We start from the raw sequence: 24,166 nt of genomic DNA, 5'->3' as shown, positions 1-24,166 counted from the left end.
AGATGTGTATAAGAGACAGGTCGACGTCGGCGCTGGCCTGGGCGTGCACGTTGCCGGGACCAACCAGCGGATTGAGGATGGTGAGGATGCGTTCGACCGTGCGCTGTTCCATTTCGCGCACGAAGCGCATTTGGTCGGCGTCCATGCCGCGGCCTTCGCCCATCGGCGCCGACAGCAGGCGGCCGTTCTGGTCCACGATGGATACGTTCTCGGCGGTGAGTTCGGGGACGCTCGAGGCCACCAGCCAGGAAATCGCGGAGACCTGGGCGTCGCTCAGGCTGCGTCCCGGATGCATGTTCAGCAGCACCGAGGCGGTGGGCGCCTGGCGTTCGCGCACGAAGAGAGACTGGCGCGGCATGGCCAGGTGCACGCGGGCGTGCTGCACGGTGTGCATGGCTTCGATCGAACGCGCCAGCTCGCCTTCCAGGCCGCGCTGGTAGTTGATCTGTTCCGTGAACTGGCTGGCGCCGAAGCGGGCGTTGTCCATCAGTTCGAAACCGACGGAGCCGCCGCGCGGCAATCCCTGGGACGCCAATTGCAGACGCGCGTCGTACACGCGGTCGGCCGGAACCAGCACGGCGGTGCCGGTTTCGTTATAGCGGTAGGGCACGTTCATGGTCCCGAGCGCTGCCACGATGGCGCCGCCGTCGCGGTCGTCCAGGTTCGAGAAGAGCACCTTGTATTTGGGTTCGCTGCTCCACATCGCCACGGCGACGATGACCGCGACGAGAGCCGCCGCCGCGCCCAGCAGGACAGGCTTGGGCAGTGCGCGCACCTTCTCCAGCACGGGGAACTTCGTCAACAGCGACGAACTCAGGGTGGCCTGCTGGTTCATTGGCGGCCCCCGCTGGCCACGCGGAGCTGGAATTGGGACTTCATGTCTGGGTAGGGCAGATTACACATGCAACGTGCTTCTGGTCTGGGGAGAGCGTGGATTATTGCCCCTGAGACGTCCATCCCAATCGTTGAAAACAGCCGGTTTTTGGCGTTACTTATCTCCTATGTCCCCGACAAGGCGAACCGAGCCGCCGCCGCCCCGGCTGCAAGCGGCTGCATTCATGGAAATGTCGGGTTTTTTGGCGGTTCTTGTCAGCTATGAACCGGCGGGGTTGGCGTTACGCTGGGCGCACTATTGGTGTAATCCCAAACAGCAAGGAAATCAGGTAATGGCTGTATCAGGCTTGTCCGGCATCGAAAGCATGCTCCAGCAGATGCGCGCGGTAGTGAGCAAGGCGGAGACCGGTAACCTCAGCGCGGGTGAAATGGTCGGTCAGCCGGATGGCTTCGCCGCGGAACTGCAACGTTCCATCCGTCGCGTCACTTCCGCCCAGAACGCCGCCACGGCCCAGGCCAAGGCGTTCGAGCTGGGGGCTCCCGATATTTCCCTCAACGACGTCATGATCGACATGCAGAAGGCCAGTATTGGCTTCCAGACGGCGGTGCAGGTGCGCAACAAGCTGGTTGCGGCTTACAAGGAAATTTCTTCGATGGCGGTCTGAGTCCCATCGCGGGAACTGCGCTTGCATATACACCGCAAGCGCAGCAGGCATCAGGCGAGGCGCTTGCAACGCGTGGCCCCGCGTCTATCCATCAATTGCGCTGGGCGCCTCTTTCCAGGCGCCAGACCACCTGCTGCAGCCAGTTTTCCTGGCGCGCATCGAGATTCAGGAAGATGGCCCCCAGATGGCTGACCGGCGGCTCGCCAGTCAGCGAAACGTGCTTGGCCGGCGGTTCGTCCGGATTGGCGGACGAAACCATGGGCTGCCCCGAGATGGGATATACATTGCGCACTTCCAGGCTGGCGTTGAGCTTGCCATGGTCGCCAAAATCCAGTTGCACGTTTTCCATCACGGTACCGCGCTCCGGCAGGGCGGGAACCGCCAGCCCTGCACGCAGGCCTACGCCGTCCACCGAGATGTCGCGTATCGTGAACGAATAGGGCTTGTCGTTGAGGGTGGCTTGCCAACTGGCGCGGCATACATTGGCGGCCGCGATCAGGGACGCGCGGAACATCTTGCGGCGCTGGATACGGGCCAGGCGTTCTGGAAACGGCGATACCAGCGCGGCGCTGCCGTCGTCGAAATGAATGATCTGGGGGCGCTGCACACGAAAGCGGATCTGCACGCCGCCGTAGGCGGTGGCATGGAAGTGGAAGGTGGTGCCGCTCAGCAAGCCCATGGAGTCGGACTGCTCGAAGTCTGCCCCGGCGTAATCGCGCGGCCTCCAGAAGAACTCGCCCGCCTGCTTGTCCACGCCGAGGATCAGCACGGCCATCTCCCGGTCCGCGGCGTCGCGCACCAGGATGTGGCTGTCAGGGTGCGTCAGCTCGAACAGGGCCGAACGCATCTCGTCAGGCCGGGTCAGCAGGAACTCCGGATCGCTGGCATCCAACACTTTGGTTTTCCTCAGGTAATAGGGTCAGGCGGGCGTAGCGGGTTCGGGGAACTCGCGCGATTCCAGGCGATAGAGCCAGGCCAGCAATTCTGCCACCGCTACATAGAGTTGGGGAGGAATATGTGCGTCCAAGTCCACCTGCATCAGCAGGCCGACCAGTTCACGCGACTCGTGGACGTAGAGGCCGTTTTCCTGCGCGGCCCGGACGATGGTGTCCGCCAACTGGCCGTAGCCCTTGGCGACAACGCGCGGAGCGCCGTCCTTTTCTTCGTACGAAATGGCTACCGCCGCGTTGCGGCCGGCGTTCGGATCCGATTCCGGGTGGGGGGGCAGGCGGCTCATCAGATATCGGCGGGAATATCGGCGCGCGGTTCGACCACGCTCACCGTCAGATTGCTCAAGGTCAGGCCCGCGGCCAGCAGGCGCGAACGCAGCGTGTCCGAGGAGTCATTGATCTCGGCCGCGCTGTGCGGCGCAATGAGTTGCAGGACGATCTGATCGCCGGCCAGATTCAGTCGGGCATCGACCAGGCCCAGGCGGGGCAGGTCCAGCTTCAGGCGCGTGGCCCAGGTGGAAACTGCGGAGTCCGGGTCGCCGCCGTAAGGGTCGCGCTCGACCTCCCATTCCATGGGCGTGCCGGGCCAGGCTTCACCTTGCCAAGTCAGCGTCTGGTTGGCCAGCACGTCCAGTTGTTGGCGAACGAGTACGGTCAGGTCCTGGTGTATGCCGGTGATGGGCGTGCCGGGAGCAGGCGTGCCGGAGGCGGGCGAGCTGGCGGAGCCTGCGCCGCCGGGCGTGGCGTCGACGCCGGTGCGGCCGCTGGGGGCTGCGCCCGCCCGCGGCCGCGAAGGCGCGGCATCCTGCGCGGGCGGATTCTTGCCGAGCACCGCCTGCGGCTCGTTGCGCAATTGCTCGGGGTTGGCGCGGCCGAAGACCATGTCCGTCAGATGGGACTCGTAAAACAGGCCGCTGCCTTGGAGCGCCTGACGCAGAGCCTGTCCCAGCGCGCGCGCCGAAGGTCCGCCAGCCGCCAGGGCGGCATGCGCGGCAGCGTCGGGTCCTTTGGCGGCGCTGGGATTGACGCCCGGTCCGGCCGGCCGGTCCTGTTTTGCGCCGGTTGCCGGAGTGTCGCCGTCAAGCGCCGCCGCGGCCGAAGCCGCGAGCGCGCCGGCTTGCTGGGGAAGGGCCGGTGCCGGCGTTTGGCCAGGCAATGGCTGGGATGCTTGCGCAGTGGCCTGTGCCGTTTGTTGGCCTGCTTGCGCTGCCGGCATGGGGCTGGCGCTAGCGCCACCGCCGGATTGGCCCGGCTGCGCATGCGCGGTCCATAAGGGCGCACGGCCCTGGACCGCAGGTGCGGCCTCTGGGAATTGGGCGAGCAAGGCAAGAATCGTACGCGCCGTCGTGCCCAGCGTGGTCGGGGCCGAGGCGGTGGTGTCGCTGCTGGTCACCAGGCCGCGGGCGGCCAACGCCAGCGCTGCAGCGGTTTTGGGGTCGACGACAGTATTCGGACGGTCGCCGCGGGCGCCGCCGGGCTGTATGCCTTGCCGCGGGTCGCGTGTTGATCCATCCGAGGCGCCGGGCTTTTCCAGGCTGCCGGGCTGGCTGACTGCGTCGGGGCGGGCGCCGGATACCTGGTTGGCGCTGGCGGCGGACATCGTCGTGCCCAGCACGGCGTCCAGCCGCTGCACCAGGACGTTGCCGAGTGCGGCGGGACCTACGCTCATTCTTCAGGCGCCTGCTGGTAACCGTAGGCGGACAGCAGGGTCTGCTGGCGCTTCATGCGTCCCAGAAGGTCGCCCAGACGGGCCAGCTGCGGCAGCGCCAGGTCCCGGGTGAGCGCGTCGTTTTCCAGGATGCGCACGAGCAGGTCGTATTTCATGGCGCGGCCGGCTTCGTCCAGTGGCGCCGAATGTTCGGTCTGGCGCAGTCGTTCCACCAGTTCGCAATATTGCTGTCCATGGACCATGGCGCCGTCCCAGTCGCCGGCTTGCGCCGCCACTAGCATTTCTCCCGTGATGAGAGCGATCTCCTGGTAGTGTTCCAGGATGGGGGAGGTGTACTGGGTCGTGGACGTCATGGAAATCTCGGGCGTTCGATGGCTGGCTGGGGCTTATGCGATGCCGTCAAGGCTGCACGCCCCCGGCAGGGCGATCAATGGATGTTTGCCAGGCCTCGGCCAGATCGGCCAAGAGGCGGTCTGCCGTTTCGAGCGCTTCCGCGTCTGCTTTAAGGTTAGCCATCAACAGCGTGCGGACGATGTAGTCGTACAGGCGCGCGAGGTTTGCGGCGATTTCGCCGCCCGCCTCCATGTTCAGTCCGGTTTTCAGGCCTTCATCGACGATCTTGATGGCCTTCGAAATGGCCGCCCCCCGTTCCGTGATTCTGCCCTCTTGAAGGTGCAGGCGTGCCTGTCCGATTGCCGCCCGGGCGCCCATGTAAAGCAGGGAAATAAGCCTTTCGGGGCTGGCGCCCAGGATCTGTGTTTCCAGGCCGATTTCTGCGTAGGAACGCACGGAATAAGATCCGGTGGGGCGGCGGGCAGCGTAGGTCATCAATACATCTTCTATAAATTACTTAGATTTGCTCATGGCCGCGAACTGCTGCGTCAGGTAGTTGGCCGTGACCGTCTGTTGCGATACGAACTTGTCCAAAGCTACGAATTGGGCGCGCATGGCGGCCATGGACGCAGTGCTGGAGGCCTTGGCTCGCGCCAATTGGTCTTTTACGTCTTTAATCGACTCGTTCAGGCCATCTTGGCTGAGCTTGATCGAGCCGTTGCTGCCCAGGGCGGCTTTGGTGGCGACGTCGAACTTGGCAGCAAGACCGTCGGCCGAGGTCATGAGGCGTTTGACGTCTGCGGGATTGGCAGCCAACGCCGTGTCCAGTTCCTTTTGGTCGAGCTTCAGTTGACCGGTCTTGGGATCCATGCTGATACCGAGATCGGCCAGCGAGCTCACCGCGCCGCCCTGCGTGAAAACCTGCAAGGCGCTAGACATTGCAGACTGGATGCCACGGGTTGTGCTGTCGCCGGTCAGGGCTTGATTCGTTTGGGCAGTGATATCGAAGGCAGTCAGTTTCGAAATCGTGCTTTGCACCGCGTTGTAAGCACTGACGAAATCTTGCACCGCCTTGCTCGCGACGCTGGTGTCGCTTTGCAGCTTCAAGGTGACGACCTTGTTGGCTTCCGTCTTTGCGGTCAAGTTCAGCGTAACGCCGTCAATTGCGCCGGAAATATTGTTACTGCCGCTCTTGATCGTGATGCCGTTGACCTCGAGCTCAGCGTCGCCGGCAGCGGTTTGCTGCGTCAGCTGGGTGCCGGAGCCCGAGTTGTAGCTCAGGATGTTTTCCAGTTCGGGAGTGCCGGTAACAGTGATGGTCTTTACCGATGCCTGCACGCCAGTATCCTTTGCGCTGAGCATGAGGTAACTGCCGGAGTCATTGGTGATGATCGTCGCGCGCACGGGCGCCTTGTCATCGCTATTGATTGCCTTTGCGATGCCATTCAGCGACGTGTCGCTCAGGTCGATCGTGTGCTTTTCACCATTGGTGAGTTCAATTTCAAATGAGCCGGAAGCGCCATTGGAAGCTTTGCGATCCGCAACCATGCCCGATTGCAAGGTCTGGGCCGTCGCCAGGTTCTTCACATTGATGGCGTACTCGCCCATCGTGGCGCCGTCTTCGCCGATGGTCGCGGTTACTCCGTCGCCGATCACATTGGGTTTCACGGCGTCCAGCGTGGACGACTTACCCAATGCCGCTGCTGCTTTCTGCAGGGCTTCAACCGCGCTTTGAATCTGGCCAAAGGCGCTTACACGGGCCTCGTAACTGGCTTGGCGATTCGTGTACAGGCTGAGCTTCTTGTCCTCGGCCGCCTGGAGATCGGTCAGGATCTTTTCGAGGGGCAAGCCGGTGGTCGAGCCGAGGTTGGTGATAGAGGCCATGTGAAATTCCTTCCTAGCGATGCGATTCTGTCAAAAATACGGTGGCGGCGATTGGCCGGGTAAGGGCATTAGGCGGGCCTAATTCGACGCTTCCATGGCTGGCCCGCTTGATGGCGGTGGCCGGCGCTTGAAATCGGGGTCGAATCAGGCTGTGGTTTTGATGCCGTTTCCTTGCATGTTCACGATCATTTTGGCGATTTTCAGCAGGGTTTCGCTGGGGATCGTACGTATGACGTCGCCCGATTCCGCGTCTATCACCGATACCACTACCTGGTGCACGTTGGGGTCGATCTCGAACTGGAGCTGAGTAGACCAAGCCTTCATCTGGTCGTTGATTTCGTCCAGAGCCTTGTCCAGGGGAAGCTTTTGCGAATCGGATTGATCCGATGTCGCGCTGTCTGAAGCTCCGCTGTTCGTTGCGGCAGCTGCGGGCGCCACACTCACGGATGGGTCCGGCGCAACCGGCGCGGCCGCGACCGGCGCTGGTGCAAACGATGCGGGGGCTAGGGGGGTTACGGCCATGATCACTCCAACGGCGATGTGGGCGTCTCGGAGGAACGCGCTGTTTTCAGGGAATTCTCAGCTACCATTACGGCAGGCCCGCAGGGAACTTTAGCCGCCGGCGAGCCAGATGTTTCACGTGCTAAACAGTTCGGACCAGGCAATGAGTGTCAAGACGGCGCTGCGAGTTATCGAAATCATCGAAACCTATGCCCGCGAAAAGCGCGCGCTGCCGCTATCGGAACTGGCCCGGCTGCTGGATGTGCCGGTGTCCAGCTGCCTGGCCCTGATCCGCACCCTGACCGGCCTGGGTTACCTGTATGAAACCGGCCGGCGCCAGGGCTACTACCCGACCGGCAGGCTATTGGCCATGGCGCAGCGCATCGCCCGCGCCGATCCGGTGCTGGACCGGGTCTATCCCAGCCTTACCGAATTAAGGGACGCCACCCGCGAAACGATTGTTTTCGCCAAGTTGAGCCAGGACGGCCGGGTGGTCTACCTGGATGTGCTGGATTCTCCGCATACCATCAGATATGCACCGGTTGCGGGTGAGTTTAAGGACGTTCACGCAAATTCGCTCGGAAAGGCGCTGCTGTCCCTGTTGGACACACCGGCCCGCGACGCCATGCTCGCGGACATGACCATGACCCGCCACAACGAGCGCACCCTGGTGACGCGCGAGGCGCTGCTGGCGGACCTGGAGCTGTCGCGACAGCGCGGCTGGTTCATGAACAGCGGCGAGTCCATTGCGGACGTGGGCGCCATCGCCTGGCCCGTTACGCTGTCCGGCGAACACTACGCGATTTCGGTGGGCGGGCCGATCTACCGGATCGAGCCGCAGCAGGAGGCCTACGCGCGCATCCTGCGCTCGGCCTGCACCGCGCTGGAGCAGCAGGCCTGACGGGCAGGCCTGGGCGCCTATCGAACGCCGTCGCTCAGTAGGACTTGGGCAGTCCCAGCACTTTCTCCGCGATGAAGCACATGATCAACTGCGGACTGACCGGCGCGATGCGCGGAATGAAGCTTTCGCGCAGCAGGCGCTCCACATGGTATTCCTTGGCGTACCCCATGCCGCCCAGGGTCATGACCGCGGTCTGGCAGGCGTTATAGCCGGCCTCGGCCGCCAGGTATTTGGCCGAGTTCGCGTAGGGGCCGCAGGGCTTGCCCGCGTCATAGAGGCTGGCGGCCTTGAATACCATAAGGTCGGCGGCTTCGAGCTGCATCCAGGCCTGGGCCAGGGGGTGCTGGATGCCTTGGTTCTGGCCGATGGGACGTCCGAATACGGTGCGTTCTCCGGCGTATTTCACCGCCCGGTCCAGGGCGGCTCGGCCGATGCCCACCGCCTCGGCCGCGATCAGGATGCGCTCGGGGTTCAGGCCGTGCAGGATGTACTCGAAACCCCGGCCTTCCTCGCCGATGCGGTCGGCCACGGGGATGCGCAGGCCGTCGATGAACAGCATGTTCGAGTCCACCGCCTTGCGGCCCATTTTCTCGATTTCGCGCACTTCTATCTTGCTGCGGTCCAGGTCTGTATAGAAGAGCGACAGGCCCTGCGTGGGCTTTTCGACGTCTGACAGCGGGGTGGTGCGGGCCAGCAGCAGCATCTTGTGGGCGACCTGGGCGGTCGAGATCCAGATCTTGCGGCCATGCACCACGTACTCGTCGCCCTGGCGCACCGCGCGGGTGCTGAGCTTGGTGGTGTCCAGTCCGGCATCGGGTTCGGTGACGGCGAAGCAGGCCTTTTCGCGGCCCGCGATCAGGGGTGCAAGCCAGCGCTGGCGCTGCTCGTCGCTGCCGAATACCACTACCGGGTTCAGGCCGAAGATATTCATGTGGACCGCCGAGGCGCCGGTGAAGCCCGCGCCGGAAGCCGCGATGGTCTGCATCATCAGCGCCGCTTCGGTCATGCCCAGACCCGCGCCGCCATACTCCTGCGGCATGGCGATGCCCAGCCAGCCGTCGCGCGCCAGATCGGCATGCAGGGGTTCCGGAAAGCCGCCTTCGCGGTCGCGTTCCAGCCAGTATTCGTCCGGATAGCGTTCGCAGATGCGGGACACGGCGTCCCGCAGGGCCAACTGGTCGGGGGTGAATTCAAAGTCCATCAGTCGTTTCCATCCAGGGTGATGCCGCGGGCCGTCATGGCGTCGATCCGGGCAGGGTCATAGCCGGCTTCGGCCAGCACCTCGCGGCTGTGCTGGCCCAGCCTGGGGGCGGGGCGGCGTATCGAGGTGGGGGTGTTTTCGTATCTGCCCAGCGGCGCGGTCGTGCGGATCCGGCCTTCGCTGGGGTGGTCCATGGGCCGGATGAAGCCGGTCGTGGCCAGGTGCTCGTCCTGCAGCAAATCGTCCACGGAATAGAGCGGCGAGGCGGGAATGTCTGCCCGCGCCAAGCCTTCCAGCCACTCCTGGCTGCTCCGGGTGGCGATGACGTCGGCGACAAAGGCGTAGACCTCGCCGATATGGGCGGCGCGCGCGCCGTGGGTGCTGAAGCGCGGATCCCGCGACAATTCGGGGCGGCCGATCAGGTCAAAGAAGTTGCGCCAGTGTTTGTCGTTATAGATCAGCAGGCTGATATAGCCGTCGGCCGTGGCGTAAGGGCGGCGATGCGGCGCCAACAGGCGCGCGTAACCCGTGGGGCCGAGCGGAGGATCGAAGGTGGCGCCGCCGAGATGGTCCCCCAGCACGAGGTGGGCCATGCCCTCGAACATGGGGATTTCCACCTGCTGGCCTTGTCCCGTGCTGCGGGCGTGCAGCACCGCGGAGACGAGCGCGATGCCGACGTGCAGTCCGACCGCGCGGTCGGCCAGGGTCAGCGGCGCGTAGCGCGGCACATCTCCGCTCTGCAGGGCGGAGAGGGCGGCGATGCCGGTCTGGCCCTGGATCAGGTCGTCATAGGCGGGACGTCCGGCGTACGGGCCGGCCTCGCCATAGCCGTAGGCGCCCAGGTAGACGATGCGCGGATTGCGCGCCGCAACCGTTTCGTAGGACAAGCCCAGTCGGGCCATCGCCTGCGGGCGGATGTTGTAGAGCAGGGCGTCGCAGCTTTCGGCCAGTTTCAGGCAGGCCTCAAGCCCCTCCGGCGTCTTCAGGTCCAGCACCACCGAACGCTTGTTGCGGTTCAGGTGCAGATAGATATGGCCCATGCCGGGGTTGCGCATGGGGCCGACGGCCCGCATGTTGTCGCCTGCCGGCGGCTCGACCTTGATGACGTCCGCCCCCAGGTCGGCCAGGACCTGGGTGGCATAGGGCCCCATCACGACGGTGCTCAGGTCCAGGATGCGTACGCCCGCCAGCGGGCCGCCGGGAATTTCGGATTGCGGCCGGTCGCTCATTGCTGCTCGATTCCCGCGTCGCGGATCAGTTTGCCCCACAGGTCCAGCTGCGAGCCGACGAACTGGGAAAAGGCCTCGGGCGTGCTGGAAAAGGCGTCGAAACCCAGGCCGGCCAAGCGCTTTTGCACGTCAGGCTTGGCGACCACCTGATTGATCGCGGCATTCAGCTTGGCCACGATCTCCGGGGGCATGCCCGCCGGGCCGAAGTAGCCGTTCCAGGAGTTCAGGTCGAAGTCCTGCACGCCGGATTCGGCCATGGACGGCAGGTCCGGGACGATGGCGCTGCGTTCGGCGGTCGACACGGCCAGCGCGCGCAACTGGCCCGATTGCACGAAGGGCAGGCCGGAAGCCAGGTCGGTGAACATGAAATCGACCTGCCCGCCGACCACATCGGTCAGCCCTTGCGGCGTGCCTTTATAAGGTACGTGCAGGATGTCGATCTTGGCGCGGTTGGCCAGCGTGGCGCCGGCGACGATTCCCGTGCTGTTGCCGCTGGCGTAGGTGATGCGGCCGGGATGCTGGCGCGCGTCGGCCACCAGTTCGCCCACGGTCTTCCACGGGCGTTTCGGGTTCACGACCAGGATGAAGGGAAGGTTGCCGCCGCGGGCGATGGGAGTGAAGTCCTTGACCGGATCGTAGGGCACGTTCTTCATCAGCCAGGGCGCGGCCGAATGCGAGGTGTTGGTGGTGACGAAGAGCGTGTAGCCGTCGGGCTTGGCGCGCGCCACGTAGTTGGCGGCGATGGTGGCGTTGGCTCCGGGCTTGTTCTCCACCACGACCTGTTGGCCGAGGATGTTGCCCAGCTCGGCGCCGAAGATGCGGCCCACGGCGTCGGTGCCGGATCCGGCGGGAAAGGGGACGATCAGGGTGATGGGTTTCGCGGGATAGTCGGCGGCGTGGGCGGCGGGGCCGGCGAACAGCGCTGCGCCGCCGATGAGGGCGGCGCCCAGCAGGCTTAGGGGTCTCATGGTTTGTCTCCTGTGTGCTTCGGGTCCAGGCGCGGCTTCTGCGTCCGCTGCCCGGGGCTGCGCCGCGTCAAGCGGCTGGGGATGGCGCCGGAAAGCCGCGTATCACGCGGTCTGGGGATTCTTCATAAGGGGGCGTATAGATCACCAGCAGGCGGGCGGGCTCGTCGCTGGTGACGGTGAAGACGTGCGGAATGTCCGGGGGGAAATAGCAGCAGTCGCCGGGTCCCATGTCGGCCCATTCGTCCTGCACCTGCGCGCGCGCCGTTCCGGACAGCAGATAGCAGACCTGCTCGATGCCGGGGTGGGCGTGCGGCAGGGCGCCCTTGCCCTTGTCGATCACGCCCAGCAGCACTTCCACGCCCCGGGAGCCGACGGTGTCCGGGCCGATCAGGCGCCGGTTCAGGGTGCCGGTGTGATTGGCGGGGTGGTAGCCGGGCACGTCGGCCTCGCGCACCAGCCAGGCGGGAGTCTTGCTTTGCGTCATGGTTGATCCGTTTAAATTTTCATACGTGAAATTATTTTTATGTATGAGAAAAATAGTGGCAAGCAGTTTTTCGCTGCGGATACCTTGCCGCTCCCTGGGGGATTAGGGAAAACACCGGGCGCGGACTGCTAAAATCGAAGGCTGATCTCACTACCGGCTTTGTCATGTCTTCTGCCCGCACGCCCGACGTTTCCGCCACCCTGTCCGATTGGCTGCAGTACCTGGAATCGATCCACGCCACCGCCATCGACATGGGTCTGGACCGGGTGCGTGAGGTGGCGGGGCGCCTGGGGCTGGAGCTGTCCGGCGTGAAGTTCGTCGTCGGCGGCACCAACGGCAAGGGTTCCACCTGTGCCATGCTGGAGGCAATCCTGCTTGCAGCCGGCTACAAGGTCGGGCTGTACACGTCCCCGCACCTGATCAATTTCAACGAACGCGCCCGCATCAATGGCCAGATCGCCACGGACGAGGCCTTGATTGCCCAGTTCCAGGCGGTCGAAGCCGCGCGCGGCGACGTGTCGCTGACGTACTTCGAGTTCACCACGCTGGCAATCCTGCGACTGTTCTCGCAGTCGAAACTGGACGCCGTGGTGCTGGAAGTCGGCCTGGGCGGACGGCTGGACGCCGTCAATATCGTCGATGCGGATTGCTCCGTCGTCACCAGCGTGGACCTGGACCACACCGACTGGCTGGGCGATACGCGCGAGAAGATCGGCTTCGAGAAAGCCCACATCTACCGCAGCGGCCGGCCGGCGATCTGCAGCGATCCCATGCCGCCGCAATCGCTGCTGGACCACGTCCAGGAAATCGGCGCGGACCTGTGGCTGTTCGGACGCGACTTCAACTATTCCGGCGACCGCCAGCAATGGGCCTATGGCGGCCGCGAACAGCGGCGCAACTCGCTGGCCTATCCGGCGCTGCGCGGCGCCAACCAGCTGCTGAACGCGTCGGCCGCGCTGGCCACGCTGGAATCGGTGCGCGACCGCCTGCCGGTGCCGCAACAGGCCGTGCGCCTGGGCTTGCTGCAGGCGTCCCTGCCGGGCCGTTTCCAGATCCTGCCGGGCCAGCCCGCGGTCATCCTGGACGTGGCGCACAATCCGCATGCCGCGGCGGTGCTGGCGCAGAACCTGGACAACATGGGCTTTCATCCCTACACCCACGCGGTGTTCGGCATGCTCAACGACAAGGATCTGGCCGGCGTCATCGCCAAGCTCGGCACGCGCATCGACAACTGGTACTGCGCCGGCTTGCCGGGGCCGCGCGGTACCTCTGGAGACGCGCTGGCGGAGCAGGTCGCCGCCGCGCTGCCGCCTGCGCCGGCGGATGGCGAAAAACCAGGTATCTCCGCTTACCCGGATCCCGCCCAGGCCTTTGCGGCAGCGCGCGAACGGGCAGGGGAGAATGATAGAATCGTGGTGTTCGGCTCGTTTCTCACCGTAGCCTCGGTTTTGCAGGCTCTGGGTCGCAAGGCATAGGCAGCAGCGGGTCAGTCGCGTCCGGCGGCCCGCCGCCATATCGCCGCAAGGAATTCTCCTCCATGGGTTTTTTCAAACGCAAAGATCCTGCCGACCAGGCGCAGTCCTCCAAGCGGGCGGCTGTGCCCAGCGAGGTGCAGGCTGCGGAGCTGCGCGGTCGCGCGCGGCGCAGGCTGGCAGGCGCTGTCGCGCTGGTGCTGGCAGCCGTCATCATCCTTCCCATGGTGCTCGATTCGCAGCCCACGCCTGTGGACGACAACATTCCCATCAGGGTGCCGGAGCGCAATACGCCGTTCCAGCCGCAAGTGACCGAACCGCAAGTCGCCGCGCCGCAGACGCCCGCGCCGGGCAGTGCTGCGCCGACGGATCCTTCGGCCATCCCGACGCCGCCTCCCGTGACGTCCGTGCAGCCGCCGGCGACGACGACGCCTCCGGCCGCGCAACCTGCGACGCCGCCCGCGACGGCGGCCGTCACGCCGCCCAAGCCCGAGCCCAAGCCGGCTACGCCGCCCAAGCCGGACCCCAAGCCCGCGACGCCGGCCAAGCCCGATAACCGATCGGATGACGGCGCGCGCGCGCTGGCCTTGCTGGAAGGGCGTTCGGCGCCAGCGGCTTCGGCGCCCGCGCCCAAGCCCGCCGCCAAGGGCAATTTCGTGTTGCAGATCGCCGCCTATACGACCGCCGAGGACGCCCAGTCGCGGCGCGGCAAGCTGCACCAGGCCGGCGTCACCAACGCATTCGTGGAACAAGCCACCATCAATGGCAAACAGCAGTACCGTCTGCGGGTGGGGCCGTTCCCCTCGCGCGAGGCGGCGCAGGCGGCCCAGGCGCGGTTGCGCACCCTGGGCTATGACAATGGTTTCATCGCCGCCCAATAGTGACCGGCTTCGACTTCGTCGTGCTGGCCATCCTGGTGGTTTCGGGTGTGCTGGGCCTGGTGCGCGGCCTGCTCAAAGAGGTGCTGTCGCTGGTCGCCTATCTGCTGGCCTTCGTGGCGGCGATATGGTGGGGGCCCACGGTCTATGCCTGGCTGGAGCCCTATATTGAAACGACGCTGCTGCGCATGGGAGTCTCGTACGCCGCGGTGTTCATCATCGTGCTGCTCGGCGTGGGCTTGGTCAACATGACGCTTGCCGCCCTGATCCGCAGCACCGGACTGAGTCCCGCCGACCACGGCCTGGGCGGGATGTTCGGGCTGGCCCGTGGCCTGTTGATCGTGCTGGCGCTGGTCGCCGCCGCAGGCTACACGCCGCTGCCGCAGGAGCCGTGGTGGAAGGACGCCATGTTTTCGCATTCGGCCATCGAGGCCATCAAACATATCAAGACGTGGCTGCCGCCGTCCCTGGCGACGTGGCTGCCGTATTGATTAGCTTTAAATCAACCAGGAAATCTCACCATGTGTGGAATCGTAGGGGTCATCGGGCGCGGGCCGGTCAACCAGCTGCTCTATGACAGCTTGCTGCTGTTGCAGCATCGCGGGCAGGACGCCGCGGGCATCGCGACATCGCAAGGTAACCAATTCAATATGTACAAGGCTCACGGCCTGGTGCGCGACGTCTTCCGCACGCGCAACATGCGCGCGCTGCCGGGTACGTCGGGCGTCGGCCAGGTCCGCTATCCCACCGCGGGCTCCAGCGCCAGCGAGGAAGAGGCCCAGCCGTTCTACGTCAACGCGCCGTTCGGCATCATGTTGTCCCACAACGGCAACCTGACCAACTGGCGCGAACTGCGCGAATCGCTCTACCGCGTCGACCGCCGCCACATCAACACCAACTCCGATTCCGAAGTCCTGCTGAACGTGCTGGCGCACGAGCTGCAATCGGCGGCCAGCGGCGTGTCGCTGGACGACGACGCCATCTTCCGCGCCGTATCGGCCCTGCACAAGCGCGTGCGCGGCGCCTATGCCGTGGTGGCGCAGATTTCTGGTTACGGCCTGCTGGCCTTCCGTGATCCCAACGGCATCCGTCCGCTGTGCATCGGTCGCCAGGAAACCGAAGAGGGCGTGGAGTGGATGGTCGCGTCGGAATCGGTGGCGCTGGAAGGCAGCGGCTTTGCCTTCGTGCGCGACGTCGAGCCCGGCGAAGCCGTGTTCATCGACCTGGACGGCCGCTTCGTCAGCCGCCAGTGCGCCGACAATCCGCAACTGGTGCCCTGCATTTTCGAGTACGTGTACTTCGCGCGTCCGGACTCCCTGATCGACGGCGTGTCGGTGTATGACGCCCGTCTGCGCATGGGCGAGTACCTGGCCGACAAGGTCGCGCGCAACATGCGCCTGGGCGATATCGACGTGGTCATGCCGATTCCGGACTCCTCGCGTCCCGCAGCTATGCAGTTGGCCGCCCGCCTGAACCTGGACTACCGCGAAGGCCTGATCAAGAACCGCTACGTGGGCCGCACCTTCATCATGCCGGGCCAGGCCGTGCGCCGTAAGTCCGTGCGCCAGAAACTCAATGCCATCGGCATGGAATTCAAGGGCAAGAACGTGCTGCTGGTGGACGACTCCATCGTGCGCGGCACGACCAGCCGCGAGATCGTGGATATGGCTCGCGCCGCAGGCGCCAACAAGGTCTACTTCGCCTCGGCTGCTCCCCCGGTGCGTTTCCCGAACGTCTACGGCATCGACATGCCTACGCAGAGCGAACTCATCGCCACCGGCCGCAGCGACGAGGAAATCGCCCGCGCCATCGGCGCCGACTCGCTGGTCTACCAGGACCTGCACGACATGCAGCAGGCGGTGCGGGACATCAACCCCAAGCTGTCGCGCTTCGAGGCTTCGTGCTTTGACGGCCAGTACGTCACGGGCGACATCACCCCTGAATACTTGGCTCGCCTGGGCCAGTCCCGTGGCGAACCGGGCGAGGAAGGCGGGGCCAGCGGCCTGCAGTTCAACATGGGCTACGCCGCCAGCGACGCCTGACGCGTTTGCCTGGTGGCAAGAAAAATGCCGTCCTTCGGGACGGCATTTTTTATTGCGGGGTACTGGGCGCCTGCACTGCGATATCAGGCCGCGGCCTTCCACAAGTTTTCGCGTGTCGCCTCCAGGTGCGTCAGATACAGCCGCAAGTCGAACTCATACTGGTGGTACTGCGGCTCCATGCGCAGGCACAGGTTGTAGAAGGCCTTGTTATGGTCCTTTTCCTTCAGGTGGGCCAGTTCATGCACCGTGATCATTTTCAGGAATTCCGCCGGCACGGTCTTGAACAATGTGGCCACCCGGATTTCGTGCTTGGCCTTCAGCTTGCCGCCCTGCACGCGCGAGATATAAGTGTGTTGTCCCAGCGCGTGCTGGATCACATGGATCTTGCTGTCGAAGGCGACCTTGTTGATCTGGTCGCCGTTGCGCATGTAGCTGTTCTTCAGGTCCGTCACGTATTGGTAGAGCGCCCGGTCGGTGCGCACGTCGTGGGGGCCGGCAGGGTAGCGCGCCAGCAGCGCCGCGCCCAGCTTGCCTTGGTCGAGCAGCTTTTGGGCCTGGGCGAGCAGGGATTCCGGGTATCCGGTCAGGTATTTCAGATTGGACATGATCAAGGCGGGGACGGCGCCGGAGCGAGACCAGGCTTCCCCGCGTTTGGGCGCCGCCCGCGATCCTGCGGGCGGCGTCAGGAAGGGCTGTTACTGCGATCCGCCGCGCCGGAACACGACCGGCAGCGCCATGAAGAGAATGATGACGAAGAGCGCCAGGCTCCACAGTGCATATTCGATGCCCAGCACCGGCACTTTGGCGTCCATGCAAGTGGCATAGATGCCGAACAGCCACGGCACGGCGCTTTCCAGGCCGATGCCGGTCATGAAGCGGTCGGCGAAGGTCTGGTCGCAGGACAGCATGTTGGCCGCTACGCTGTACTGATACCAGGCCGCGGCGATACCGCCCAGGGACAATAGCGCGGTGAGCGCGCCGCACAGGCGCGTCAGGGCGCGTCCGCCGCCGAATCCGCCCACCAGCGCAATCACGCCGATCACCAGGTAGATCAGGCGCTGCATGACGCACCAGGCGCAGGGCGGCATGTCGAAGACGTGCTGGGAAACGAGGGCAAGGCCGACGGCGCCGAAGCAGAAGAGGGCGATCAGGCGGAGCAGGCGTTCTGAGCGAGAGGTCATTGTTGCTTTGCAAGGGTTGGAAAAGGGGCCGGAAGCGGCCCCGAGCCAGGCTTAGGCCTTGGGAATCGGAATTGGTTGCATCACTTGCTGCAACACGCCCAGCAGCAGTTCGCGCGAGCCTTCCCAGAAGATCTGTACGCCGAGGCACAGCATGATGAAGGCCGAGAGGCGCATGAACACAGCGGTGCCATTGTCGCCCAGGCGGTGCAGCATTTGCGCGGCAAAGCGCAGGCAGATGTAGAGCGTGACCGATACGACGATGATGCCCGGAATGGATCCACCCAGCCGCACCAGGCTCAGCACGTGGTTCTGATCGCGCAGCGACACCCCCACGGTGATGGCCGCGGCGATGGATCCGGGACCGCAACTGATGGGGAAGGTCAGCGGATAGAACGCGCGGGCCTTGGCCATCTCCGGGGTGAAGGACTCGGCCATGCGCGCCACGCGCTCGGTATCGGCGTCGGGCGAATTCACCAGCCGCCAGGCGCTGGCGATCACGAGCATGCCGCCGCCGACCCGCACGATGGACAGCGAAATGCCGAAGAAACTAAGCAGCACGTTGCCCGCGACCATGGCGACGATCAACATGAGGCAGACATTGATGGCCACGCGCTTGGCCAGCACCATCCGGGTGGATGATGACGCGCCCTCGGTCAGCGACAGGAAGATCGGCGCGATCGCGGGCGGGTTCAGAAAGGGCAGCAGGGTGGCCAGCGCGAAAAAGAAGCTGGTGCCGAAAACGCGCAGATAATCGTTTAGCTCCATGGGGAGGGTATCGCCTGGCCGAAAACCGGGATTGTATGCGGTCCCGGCGGCGCTGGCGATGCCAGGCACCCGTGATCAGGCGGCGCGCTGCTGGGCTTCCTCGCCCGCCAGGGCGTCCAGGACGTCGCGTTCGAACTGCATCTGGCTGCGCGGGCGTGTCAGCGCCGAACCGTCGACGATGAATACGTCCTCGACCCGGTCCCCCAGCGTCATGATCTTGGCCATCAGCAGGTTCACTTCGTGCCCGGCGAAGACGCGCGCCAGCGCGTGCAGCAGGCCGGGGCGGTCGGTCGCGGTTACCGACAGGCGCCAGGAGGTGCTGCGCTCGTCGGGCTGCAGTTCGGCCTGCGGCATGACCGGGAACACCCGTGACACGCGGGACTGCCGGCCGCGGCCGTAGTAGCCGCCGCGCGCGGGCTGTTGCAAGGCGGCGGCGTGCGGGTCCTTGAGGCGTTCGGCCAATTCATGTTCGACCAGGGTGGCCTGGGCGCGCAGGTCGCTGGCGCCTTCCGGCAACAGCACGATGAAGCTGTCCAGCGCCCAGCCGTGGCGCGTGGTGTGGATGCGCGCATCCTGAATGGAAAGCGATTTGGCGTCGAAATAGCCGCAGATCGCCACGAACAGGTCGGGCGCATCGCGGGTGTACACCATGATCTGCAGGCCTTCGCCATGTTCGGTGGGGCGGGCCTTGACCACTGCCTGCGCTGGCGCGACCTGATGATAAAGATGGCGCGTGTGCCAGGCGATGTCCGAGGCGTCGTGGCGCAGGAAATACGCCACGTCGAGCTGGTTCCAGAAGGCTTCCCGGGCATCGTCGCGCAGGCCCGCCAGTCGGGTCAGGCGGGCGGCTTCTTCCTTGCGCTCGGCCAGGACGGTGTGGGCGTCGGCGTGGGCGCCGCCCAGGGCGGCCAGCGTCAGCTTGTACAGGTCTTCCAGCAACTTGCCTTTCCAGGCATTCCAGACCTTGGGGCTGGTGCCGCGGATATCGGCCACCGTCAGCAGGTACAGGGCGGTCAGGTGGCGTTCGTCCTTCACGGTGGCGGCGAAGTCCTGCACCACGGCCGGATCGGACAGGTCGCGCTTCTGCGCCACGGCCGACATCAGCAGGTGCTGGCGGACCAGGAATTCGACCAGCTTGGCGTCCTCGGGCTCCATGCCGTGGTCTTGGGCGAACTTGCGCACTTCGCGCGCGCCCAGTTCGGAATGGTCGCCGCCGCGGCCCTTGGCAATGTCGTGGAACAGCGCGGCCACATACAGCAGCCAGTGCCGGTCCAGGCCGGCGATCAGCTGGCTGGCCAGCGGATACTCCTGGGCATGTTCCGGCATGGTGAAGCGGCGCAGGTTGCGCACCACCGCCAGCGTGTGCTGATCCACCGTATAGGCGTGGAACAGGTCATGCTGCATCTGGCCGACGATGCGGCGGAATACCGGCAGATAGCGCGGCAGGATGTTCAGCATGGTCATGCGCCGCAGTTCATGCACGATGCCGCGCGGCTGCTGCAGGATCTGCAGGAACAGCTTGCGGTTGACCGGGTTGCGGCGGAATTGCGCGTCGATGCGGTGGCGCGAATGCCAGATGGCGCGCAGCGTGCGCGCCGACATCCCGGTCAGTTCCGGATGCTGTTGCATCACCAGGAAGGCCCGCAGCAGCAGGGTGGGATTGCGCTCGAAACCGTCGTCGCGAATGATGTCCAGGCGGTCGCGCAGATTGCGGAAGTCGTCGTCGATGTCGCGCGCGTCGCTGTCCGGACGCGGGAACAGCCGTTCCTCGATGTTCTGCACCAGGATGCCGTTCAGCTGGGTCACCAGCCGCGCCGCCCAGTAGTAGCGCTGCATCAGCAGCTCGCTGCCGCGGCGGGTGGCGGTGGCGTGGATGCCATAGACTTCGGCCAGGGCGGGCTGCAGGTCGAACAGCACGCGGTCTTCGCGCCGGTTCGCCAGCAGGTGCAATTCGATGCGCAGGCGCTTGAAGGCTTGTTCTGCTTTGCGCAGGTCGCGCGCCTCGGACGAGGTCAGCAGGCCGGCTTGCGCCACGGAGCGCCAGCTGTTGCCAAAGCCGGCTGCCCGGGCCATCCACAGGATGACCTGCAGGTCGCGCAGTCCGCCCGGCGACTCCTTGCAGTTCGGCTCCAGCGCATAGGGCGTGTCCTGGTAGCGCGCGTGGCGCTGCTGCATTTCGACGCGCTTGGCGCGAAAGAACGCGCGCGGGTCCAGGCGCGACTTGGTCGCGGCTTCGAAGGCCTTCATCAGCGTGCGGCTGCCCGCCAGCCAGCGGGATTCCAGCAAAGCCGTTTCCACGGTGATATCGGCGTCCGCCTCGCGTTCGCAGTCCTCGATGGTGCGCACGCTATGGCCCGGCTCCAGGCCCAGGTCCCACAGCGAGGCCACCAGCTTTTCGATGGCCGACTCGTCCTCGGGCGTGGGAGCGTGCGGCAGCAGGATCAGCAGGTCCACGTCGGAGTGCGGGTAAAGCTCGCCCCGGCCATAGCCGCCCACGGCCGCCAGCGTGGCGCCGGCGGGCAGGGGGCAATGCTTGATCAGGTCGCGCAGCGCGGCGTCGACGATGCGGCGCAGCTCGGACAGCAGGGTGTCTGGTCGCAGGTGCGTGCGGAATTGCGCCACCGCGGTCCGCCGGGCTTCCTGGATGCGTTCGCGCAGGGCGCTGAGAATGGCGGCGGTCATGGCGGCTAAGGTTGTGTGTCAGACGGCTGGGATGACCAGGGGTTCGGTGACGAAGGCGGGCGGCTTGGGCATCCCCGGCGACAGGGTCAACACTTCGTAGCCGGTCTCGGTGACACAGACAGCATGCTCCCATTGGGCCGACAGGCTGTGGTCGCGGGTGACAACCGTCCAGCCGTCGGACAGCTGGCGGATCTCGCGGCGGCCCGCATTGATCATCGGTTCAATGGTGAACAGCATGCCCGTCGTCAGCTTCACGCCCGTACCCGGCTTGCCATAGTGCAGCACCTGCGGGTCTTCGTGGAAGCGCTGGCCAATGCCGTGGCCGCAGAACTCGCGCACCACTGAAAAGCCGTTGGCCTCGGCGTGCTTCTGGATCGCGTTGCCGATGTCGCCCAACGTGGCCCCGTTTTTCACCTGCTGGATGCCCTTCCACATGCACTCGAAGGTGATCTCGGTCAGGCGGCGCGACAATATGGATTGTTCGCCCACTGCGTACATGCGGCTGGTGTCGCCGAACCAGCCATCCTTGATGATGGTGACGTCGATATTCAGCGAATCGCCGTTTTTCAACACCTTGTCGCCCGGGATGCCATGGCAGACCTGGTGGTTGACCGAGGTACAGATGGCGCCGGGGAAGGGCGGGTAGCCCGGGGGCGCATAGCCCACCGTGGCCGATTTCACGCCCAGCTCATCGGTCAGGTACTCCAGGCAGAGGCGGTCCAGCTCTCCGGTGGTGACCCCAGGCTTGACGTGCGGCGTGATGAAATCGAGGACTTTGGCCGCATCCTGGCAGGCGGCGCGCATCTTGGCCAGGTCGGCTTGATTGGTGATAGTGCCCATGGAATAGCTTGGCGATGTCTCGCTTGAATGTCTGCTTGAAAGAATAGTAGAATTATAGGCTTCCCTAAAATTTTGGGGAGCAATCGGGTTACGGCAAAGGCCGAACCCGGCGGGTGCAGGCAGCGGAACCGATGTCACGCAAACCCGGCAGGTAGTCTGGCAGCAGGTCCTTTCATAGTGATCGGCGGCGCGCCCTGAAGTTTCACCGCAAGCGAAGGTTGTGGAGCGAAATCGGGCAGGTCGTTGGTTCCGTGGGTGGGCACGCAGGCAGGAAACCAGTCGGGCGGGCGGAGCGGCGGCAAATTCGATGCAGGCGCCAGGCTGGGGATGCGGCGTGCTTGTAAGCCCGGTCATGTTTTAGAGCGGCGATGCAGGCTCAGGGTTTGGACTCGGTATGGATGTCGGCTTAAGTTCTTGAAAACGTTCGCGTTTTCTTAAGAAATGCCCCGATGGTCTGATGCGCGGTCGAACTGAAGCCAGGGTGTGACAACCCCGCGCTTGAACGCGAAGAGCTGGATTTTCCAGAGCTGGATTTCGCCGCCAACAAAACAGGTCCGGGTGCGCTTTCGGGAAACCGCCGGAAACTTCCAGGAAATTCCTGGTGGGTCTGGAAAAGCGCCTGCAAGCATGCGGTGCAAGGCTCTTGGTCGTGGCGGCCGTCTGGGTTTATCGCGGCAGCGTAGTAGAAGGCGCCCCAGGGCGTCGCAGTTATTGCGGCAGTGATCGGTCGGCCCGGTTAAAATTTTGTCATCCCGCATTTGCGGGAAATCGCGCGCAACACCACCCAGGGTGTCAGCCAGAGGCTGATGCAGGTGTGGCGCAAGAAATCAACCCTTGGAGAAAGTTATGTCTTTGATGCGCGAAATGCTGGAAGCGGGTGTCCACTTTGGTCACCAGACCCGCTACTGGAACCCCAAGATGGCCCCCTTCATCTTCGGCCATCGCAACAAGATTCACATCATCAACCTGGAAAAGACGGTTGATAAGTACCAGGAAGCCACCAAGTTCGTGAAGCAGCTGGCTGCTCGCGGCGGCAACATCCTGTTCGTCGGCACCAAGCGCGCTGCTCGCGAGCTGGTCGCCGCTGAAGCCTCCCGTTGCGGCATGCCCTTCGTCGACGCCCGCTGGCTCGGCGGCATGCTGACCAACTTCAAGACGGTCAAGACCTCGGTCAAGCGCCTGAAGGACATGGAAGCCGTGGTCGCCGAAGGCGGCGCTGAGCGCATGATCAAGAAGGAAGGCCTGCTGTTCCAGCGCGAACTGGAAAAGCTGAACAAGTCGATCGGCGGCATCAAGGACATGAACGGTCTGCCTGACGCCATTTTCGTGATCGACGTCGGCTACCACAAGATCGCCATCGCCGAAGCCAAGACCCTGGGTATCCCCGTGGTCGCCGTGGTTGACACCAACCACTCGCCCGAAGGCATCGACTACGTCATCCCCGGCAACGACGACTCGGCCAAGGCCATCGCGCTGTACGCCAAGGGCATCGCCGACGCCGTGCTGGAAGGCCGCGAACAGAACCTGAACGGTCTGGTCGAAGAACTGGGCGAAGGCCAGGAAGAGTTCGTCGAAGTGCAGGACAACCAGGCCTAAGCCTGTTGTCATGTCCGGCGGTTAGCGTCTGGGAGCGGTGCCGAAATCGGTCCGCTCCCGCCTCGCCGGCAATGCGAAGGTGGGCTCCCATCTTCCTGATCCGCTAGTCGCGGATGTCCCATCGAATCAAACCACTGTCCCGGTTTCCCGGGGCATGTTCTAGCAAATTGGAGCAAACATGGCTGAAATTACCGCTGCCCTGGTCAAGGAACTGCGCGAAAAGACCGACGCGCCCATGATGGAGTGCAAGAAGGCCTTGACGGAAGCCGAGGGTGACCTGGCCCGCGCCGAGGAAATCCTGCGCGTCAAGCTGGGCAACAAGGCCAGCAAGGCTGCCGCCCGCGTCACCGCTGAAGGCCTGATCGGTCTGTTCATCTCCGCCGACGCCAAGAAGGGCGCCGTCATCGAAATCAACTGCGAAACCGACTTCGTCGCCAAGAACGACGACTTCGTCGGCTTCGTGAACAAGCTGGCCGAGCTGGTCGCCACGCAGAACCCCGCCACCGTGGAAGCCCTGTCGGCGCTGCCCTACGGCGACGGCACGGTCGAAAGCACCCGTACCGCCCTGATCGGCAAGATCGGCGAAAACATCTCGATCCGCCGCTTCGAGCGCATCGAGACCCCGAACTCGCTGGCCAGCTACGTGCACGGCGGCAAGATCGGCGTGCTGGTCGAATACACCGGCGCGGAAGAAGTGGGCAAGGACCTGGCGATGCACATCGCCGCCACCAAGCCCAAGGCCCTGAACGCCGACGGCGTGAACCCCGCCGACATCGCCGCCGAACGCTCGGTCGCCGAACAGAAGGCTGCCGAATCGGGCAAGCCGGCTGACATCGTCGCCAAGATGGTCGAAGGCTCGGTCGCCAAGTTCCTGAAGGAAGTCACCCTGCTGTCGCAGCCGTTCGTCAAGAGCGACAAGCACAGCGTTGAGCAGATGCTCAAGGAAAAGGGCGCTTCGATCAGCAAATTCGTGCTGTTCGTTGTCGGCGAAGGTATCGAGAAGAAGACCAGCGATTTCGCCGCTGAGGTCGCCGCTGCCGCCGCCGGCCGCGCCTGACCCAGGGTAGTGCTTAAGGGCCGGCGCTAGATTA

Annotated in this window: 25 protein-coding genes; 8 read left to right on the top strand and 17 right to left on the bottom strand. The window is 64.7% G+C overall.

Annotated elements, in window-relative coordinates:
• On the bottom strand, positions 1–835 hold an 835-nt coding region (gene fliF / locus DXK93_RS29490), incomplete at its 3' end, for a flagellar basal-body MS-ring/collar protein FliF (RefSeq protein ID WP_119451974.1).
• 331 nt (positions 836–1,166) lie between these two features.
• On the opposite strand from fliF, the gene fliE reads away from it, so the two are divergent.
• A complete protein-coding gene (gene fliE / locus DXK93_RS29485; RefSeq protein ID WP_054456696.1) occupies positions 1,167–1,499 on the top strand; it encodes a flagellar hook-basal body complex protein FliE in 333 nt (110 codons plus the stop codon).
• Between the two features lie 91 nt (positions 1,500–1,590).
• Here fliE and DXK93_RS29480 read toward each other — a convergent pair whose 3' ends face one another.
• From DXK93_RS29480 to DXK93_RS29450, 7 genes are all read right to left on the bottom strand, one after another.
• The gene (locus DXK93_RS29480; protein ID WP_119451973.1) at positions 1,591–2,394 is read right to left on the bottom strand and encodes a flagellar brake protein; all 804 of its coding nucleotides are present in this window, start codon (positions 2,392–2,394) and stop codon (positions 1,591–1,593) included.
• A gap of 24 nt (positions 2,395–2,418) precedes the next feature.
• The gene (locus DXK93_RS29475) at positions 2,419–2,736 is read right to left on the bottom strand and encodes an EscU/YscU/HrcU family type III secretion system export apparatus switch protein (protein WP_054456698.1); all 318 of its coding nucleotides are present in this window, start codon (positions 2,734–2,736) and stop codon (positions 2,419–2,421) included.
• Positions 2,736–4,118 carry a flagellar hook-length control protein FliK gene (locus DXK93_RS29470; protein WP_119451972.1) on the bottom strand — a complete coding sequence of 461 codons (1,383 nt, stop codon included), beginning with the start codon at positions 4,116–4,118 and terminating at the stop codon, positions 2,736–2,738. Before DXK93_RS29470 ends, DXK93_RS29475 begins: the two co-directional genes overlap by 1 nt.
• Positions 4,115–4,471, bottom strand: a complete 357-nt coding sequence (locus DXK93_RS29465) for a flagellar protein FliT (protein ID WP_054456700.1) — start codon at positions 4,469–4,471, stop codon at positions 4,115–4,117. The genes DXK93_RS29470 and DXK93_RS29465 overlap by 4 nt, the downstream gene beginning before the upstream one ends.
• Positions 4,472–4,517: 46 nt before the next feature.
• Entirely contained in the window at positions 4,518–4,946 is a 429-nt protein-coding gene (gene fliS, locus DXK93_RS29460) for a flagellar export chaperone FliS (protein ID WP_119451971.1), read from the bottom strand.
• Positions 4,947–4,964: 18 nt separating this feature from the next.
• A complete protein-coding gene (gene fliD, locus DXK93_RS29455) occupies positions 4,965–6,335 on the bottom strand; it encodes a flagellar filament capping protein FliD (RefSeq protein ID WP_119451970.1) in 1,371 nt (456 codons plus the stop codon).
• Between the two features lie 144 nt (positions 6,336–6,479).
• Positions 6,480–6,857, bottom strand: coding sequence for a flagellar protein FlaG (locus DXK93_RS29450; RefSeq protein ID WP_054456703.1), 378 nt, complete (start codon positions 6,855–6,857; stop codon positions 6,480–6,482).
• A 142-nt stretch (positions 6,858–6,999) separates the two neighbouring features.
• Here DXK93_RS29450 and DXK93_RS29445 point away from each other — a divergent pair, with 142 nt between their 5' ends.
• The gene (locus DXK93_RS29445; RefSeq protein ID WP_054456704.1) at positions 7,000–7,737 is read left to right on the top strand and encodes an IclR family transcriptional regulator; all 738 of its coding nucleotides are present in this window, start codon (positions 7,000–7,002) and stop codon (positions 7,735–7,737) included.
• A gap of 34 nt (positions 7,738–7,771) precedes the next feature.
• Here the strand turns inward: DXK93_RS29445 and DXK93_RS29440 are convergent, their stop codons facing one another.
• The 4 genes from DXK93_RS29440 to DXK93_RS29425 all read right to left on the bottom strand — a co-directional run bounded on the left by DXK93_RS29440 (position 7,772) and on the right by DXK93_RS29425 (position 11,619).
• Positions 7,772–8,938 carry an acyl-CoA dehydrogenase family protein gene (locus DXK93_RS29440; protein ID WP_054456705.1) on the bottom strand — a complete coding sequence of 389 codons (1,167 nt, stop codon included), beginning with the start codon at positions 8,936–8,938 and terminating at the stop codon, positions 7,772–7,774.
• Entirely contained in the window at positions 8,938–10,167 is a 1,230-nt protein-coding gene (locus DXK93_RS29435) for a CaiB/BaiF CoA-transferase family protein (RefSeq protein WP_119451969.1), read from the bottom strand. Before DXK93_RS29435 ends, DXK93_RS29440 begins: the two co-directional genes overlap by 1 nt.
• Complete coding sequence (locus DXK93_RS29430) at positions 10,164–11,135, bottom strand: tripartite tricarboxylate transporter substrate binding protein (protein WP_192327476.1); 972 nt, start codon at positions 11,133–11,135, stop codon at positions 10,164–10,166. Before DXK93_RS29430 ends, DXK93_RS29435 begins: the two co-directional genes overlap by 4 nt.
• A 67-nt stretch (positions 11,136–11,202) precedes the next feature.
• Complete coding sequence (locus DXK93_RS29425; RefSeq protein ID WP_054456707.1) at positions 11,203–11,619, bottom strand: cupin domain-containing protein; 417 nt, start codon at positions 11,617–11,619, stop codon at positions 11,203–11,205.
• A gap of 164 nt (positions 11,620–11,783) precedes the next feature.
• Between DXK93_RS29425 and folC the strand changes: the two genes are divergently transcribed.
• The 4 genes from folC (at position 11,784) to purF (ending at position 16,011) form a co-directional block, all read left to right on the top strand.
• Positions 11,784–13,094, top strand: coding sequence for a bifunctional tetrahydrofolate synthase/dihydrofolate synthase (folC, locus tag DXK93_RS29420; RefSeq protein ID WP_119451968.1), 1,311 nt, complete (start codon positions 11,784–11,786; stop codon positions 13,092–13,094).
• Between the two features lie 62 nt (positions 13,095–13,156).
• A complete protein-coding gene (locus tag DXK93_RS29415; protein ID WP_119451967.1) occupies positions 13,157–13,972 on the top strand; it encodes an SPOR domain-containing protein in 816 nt (271 codons plus the stop codon).
• Entirely contained in the window at positions 13,972–14,460 is a 489-nt protein-coding gene (locus DXK93_RS29410) for a CvpA family protein (RefSeq protein ID WP_054456710.1), read from the top strand. Before DXK93_RS29415 ends, DXK93_RS29410 begins: the two co-directional genes overlap by 1 nt.
• Positions 14,461–14,490: 30 nt before the next feature.
• Positions 14,491–16,011, top strand: coding sequence for an amidophosphoribosyltransferase (gene purF, locus DXK93_RS29405; protein ID WP_054456711.1), 1,521 nt, complete (start codon positions 14,491–14,493; stop codon positions 16,009–16,011).
• An 83-nt stretch (positions 16,012–16,094) separates the two neighbouring features.
• Here the strand turns inward: purF and DXK93_RS29400 are convergent, their stop codons facing one another.
• The 5 genes from DXK93_RS29400 to map form a co-directional block, all read right to left on the bottom strand.
• The gene (locus tag DXK93_RS29400; RefSeq protein WP_119451976.1) at positions 16,095–16,616 is read right to left on the bottom strand and encodes a M48 family metallopeptidase; all 522 of its coding nucleotides are present in this window, start codon (positions 16,614–16,616) and stop codon (positions 16,095–16,097) included.
• A 90-nt stretch (positions 16,617–16,706) separates the two neighbouring features.
• A complete protein-coding gene (locus tag DXK93_RS29395; protein WP_119451966.1) occupies positions 16,707–17,192 on the bottom strand; it encodes a disulfide bond formation protein B in 486 nt (161 codons plus the stop codon).
• Between the two features lie 51 nt (positions 17,193–17,243).
• Positions 17,244–17,957 carry a MarC family protein gene (locus tag DXK93_RS29390; RefSeq protein ID WP_013393435.1) on the bottom strand — a complete coding sequence of 238 codons (714 nt, stop codon included), beginning with the start codon at positions 17,955–17,957 and terminating at the stop codon, positions 17,244–17,246.
• Positions 17,958–18,032: 75 nt separating this feature from the next.
• Positions 18,033–20,639, bottom strand: a complete 2,607-nt coding sequence (locus DXK93_RS29385; RefSeq protein ID WP_119451965.1) for a [protein-PII] uridylyltransferase — start codon at positions 20,637–20,639, stop codon at positions 18,033–18,035.
• 18 nt (positions 20,640–20,657) lie between these two features.
• A complete protein-coding gene (gene map, locus DXK93_RS29380; protein WP_119451964.1) occupies positions 20,658–21,479 on the bottom strand; it encodes a type I methionyl aminopeptidase in 822 nt (273 codons plus the stop codon).
• Between the two features lie 846 nt (positions 21,480–22,325).
• Between map and rpsB the strand changes: the two genes are divergently transcribed.
• Positions 22,326–23,075: a 30S ribosomal protein S2 gene (gene rpsB, locus DXK93_RS29375; RefSeq protein WP_054456717.1), complete on the top strand. Its 750-nt coding sequence runs from the start codon at positions 22,326–22,328 to the stop codon at positions 23,073–23,075.
• Between the two features lie 178 nt (positions 23,076–23,253).
• Positions 23,254–24,132, top strand: a complete 879-nt coding sequence (gene tsf / locus DXK93_RS29370; RefSeq protein ID WP_119451963.1) for a translation elongation factor Ts — start codon at positions 23,254–23,256, stop codon at positions 24,130–24,132.
• Positions 24,133–24,166: the final 34 nt, after the last annotated feature.

The sequence above is a fragment of the Achromobacter sp. K91 genome, from assembly GCF_003576205.1.
Taxonomy (GTDB): Bacteria; Pseudomonadota; Gammaproteobacteria; order Burkholderiales; family Burkholderiaceae_B; genus Achromobacter; species Achromobacter aegrifaciens.
Note: the sequence above shows the minus strand (reverse complement) of the source record. Positions and strands in the feature narration are given on the sequence as shown.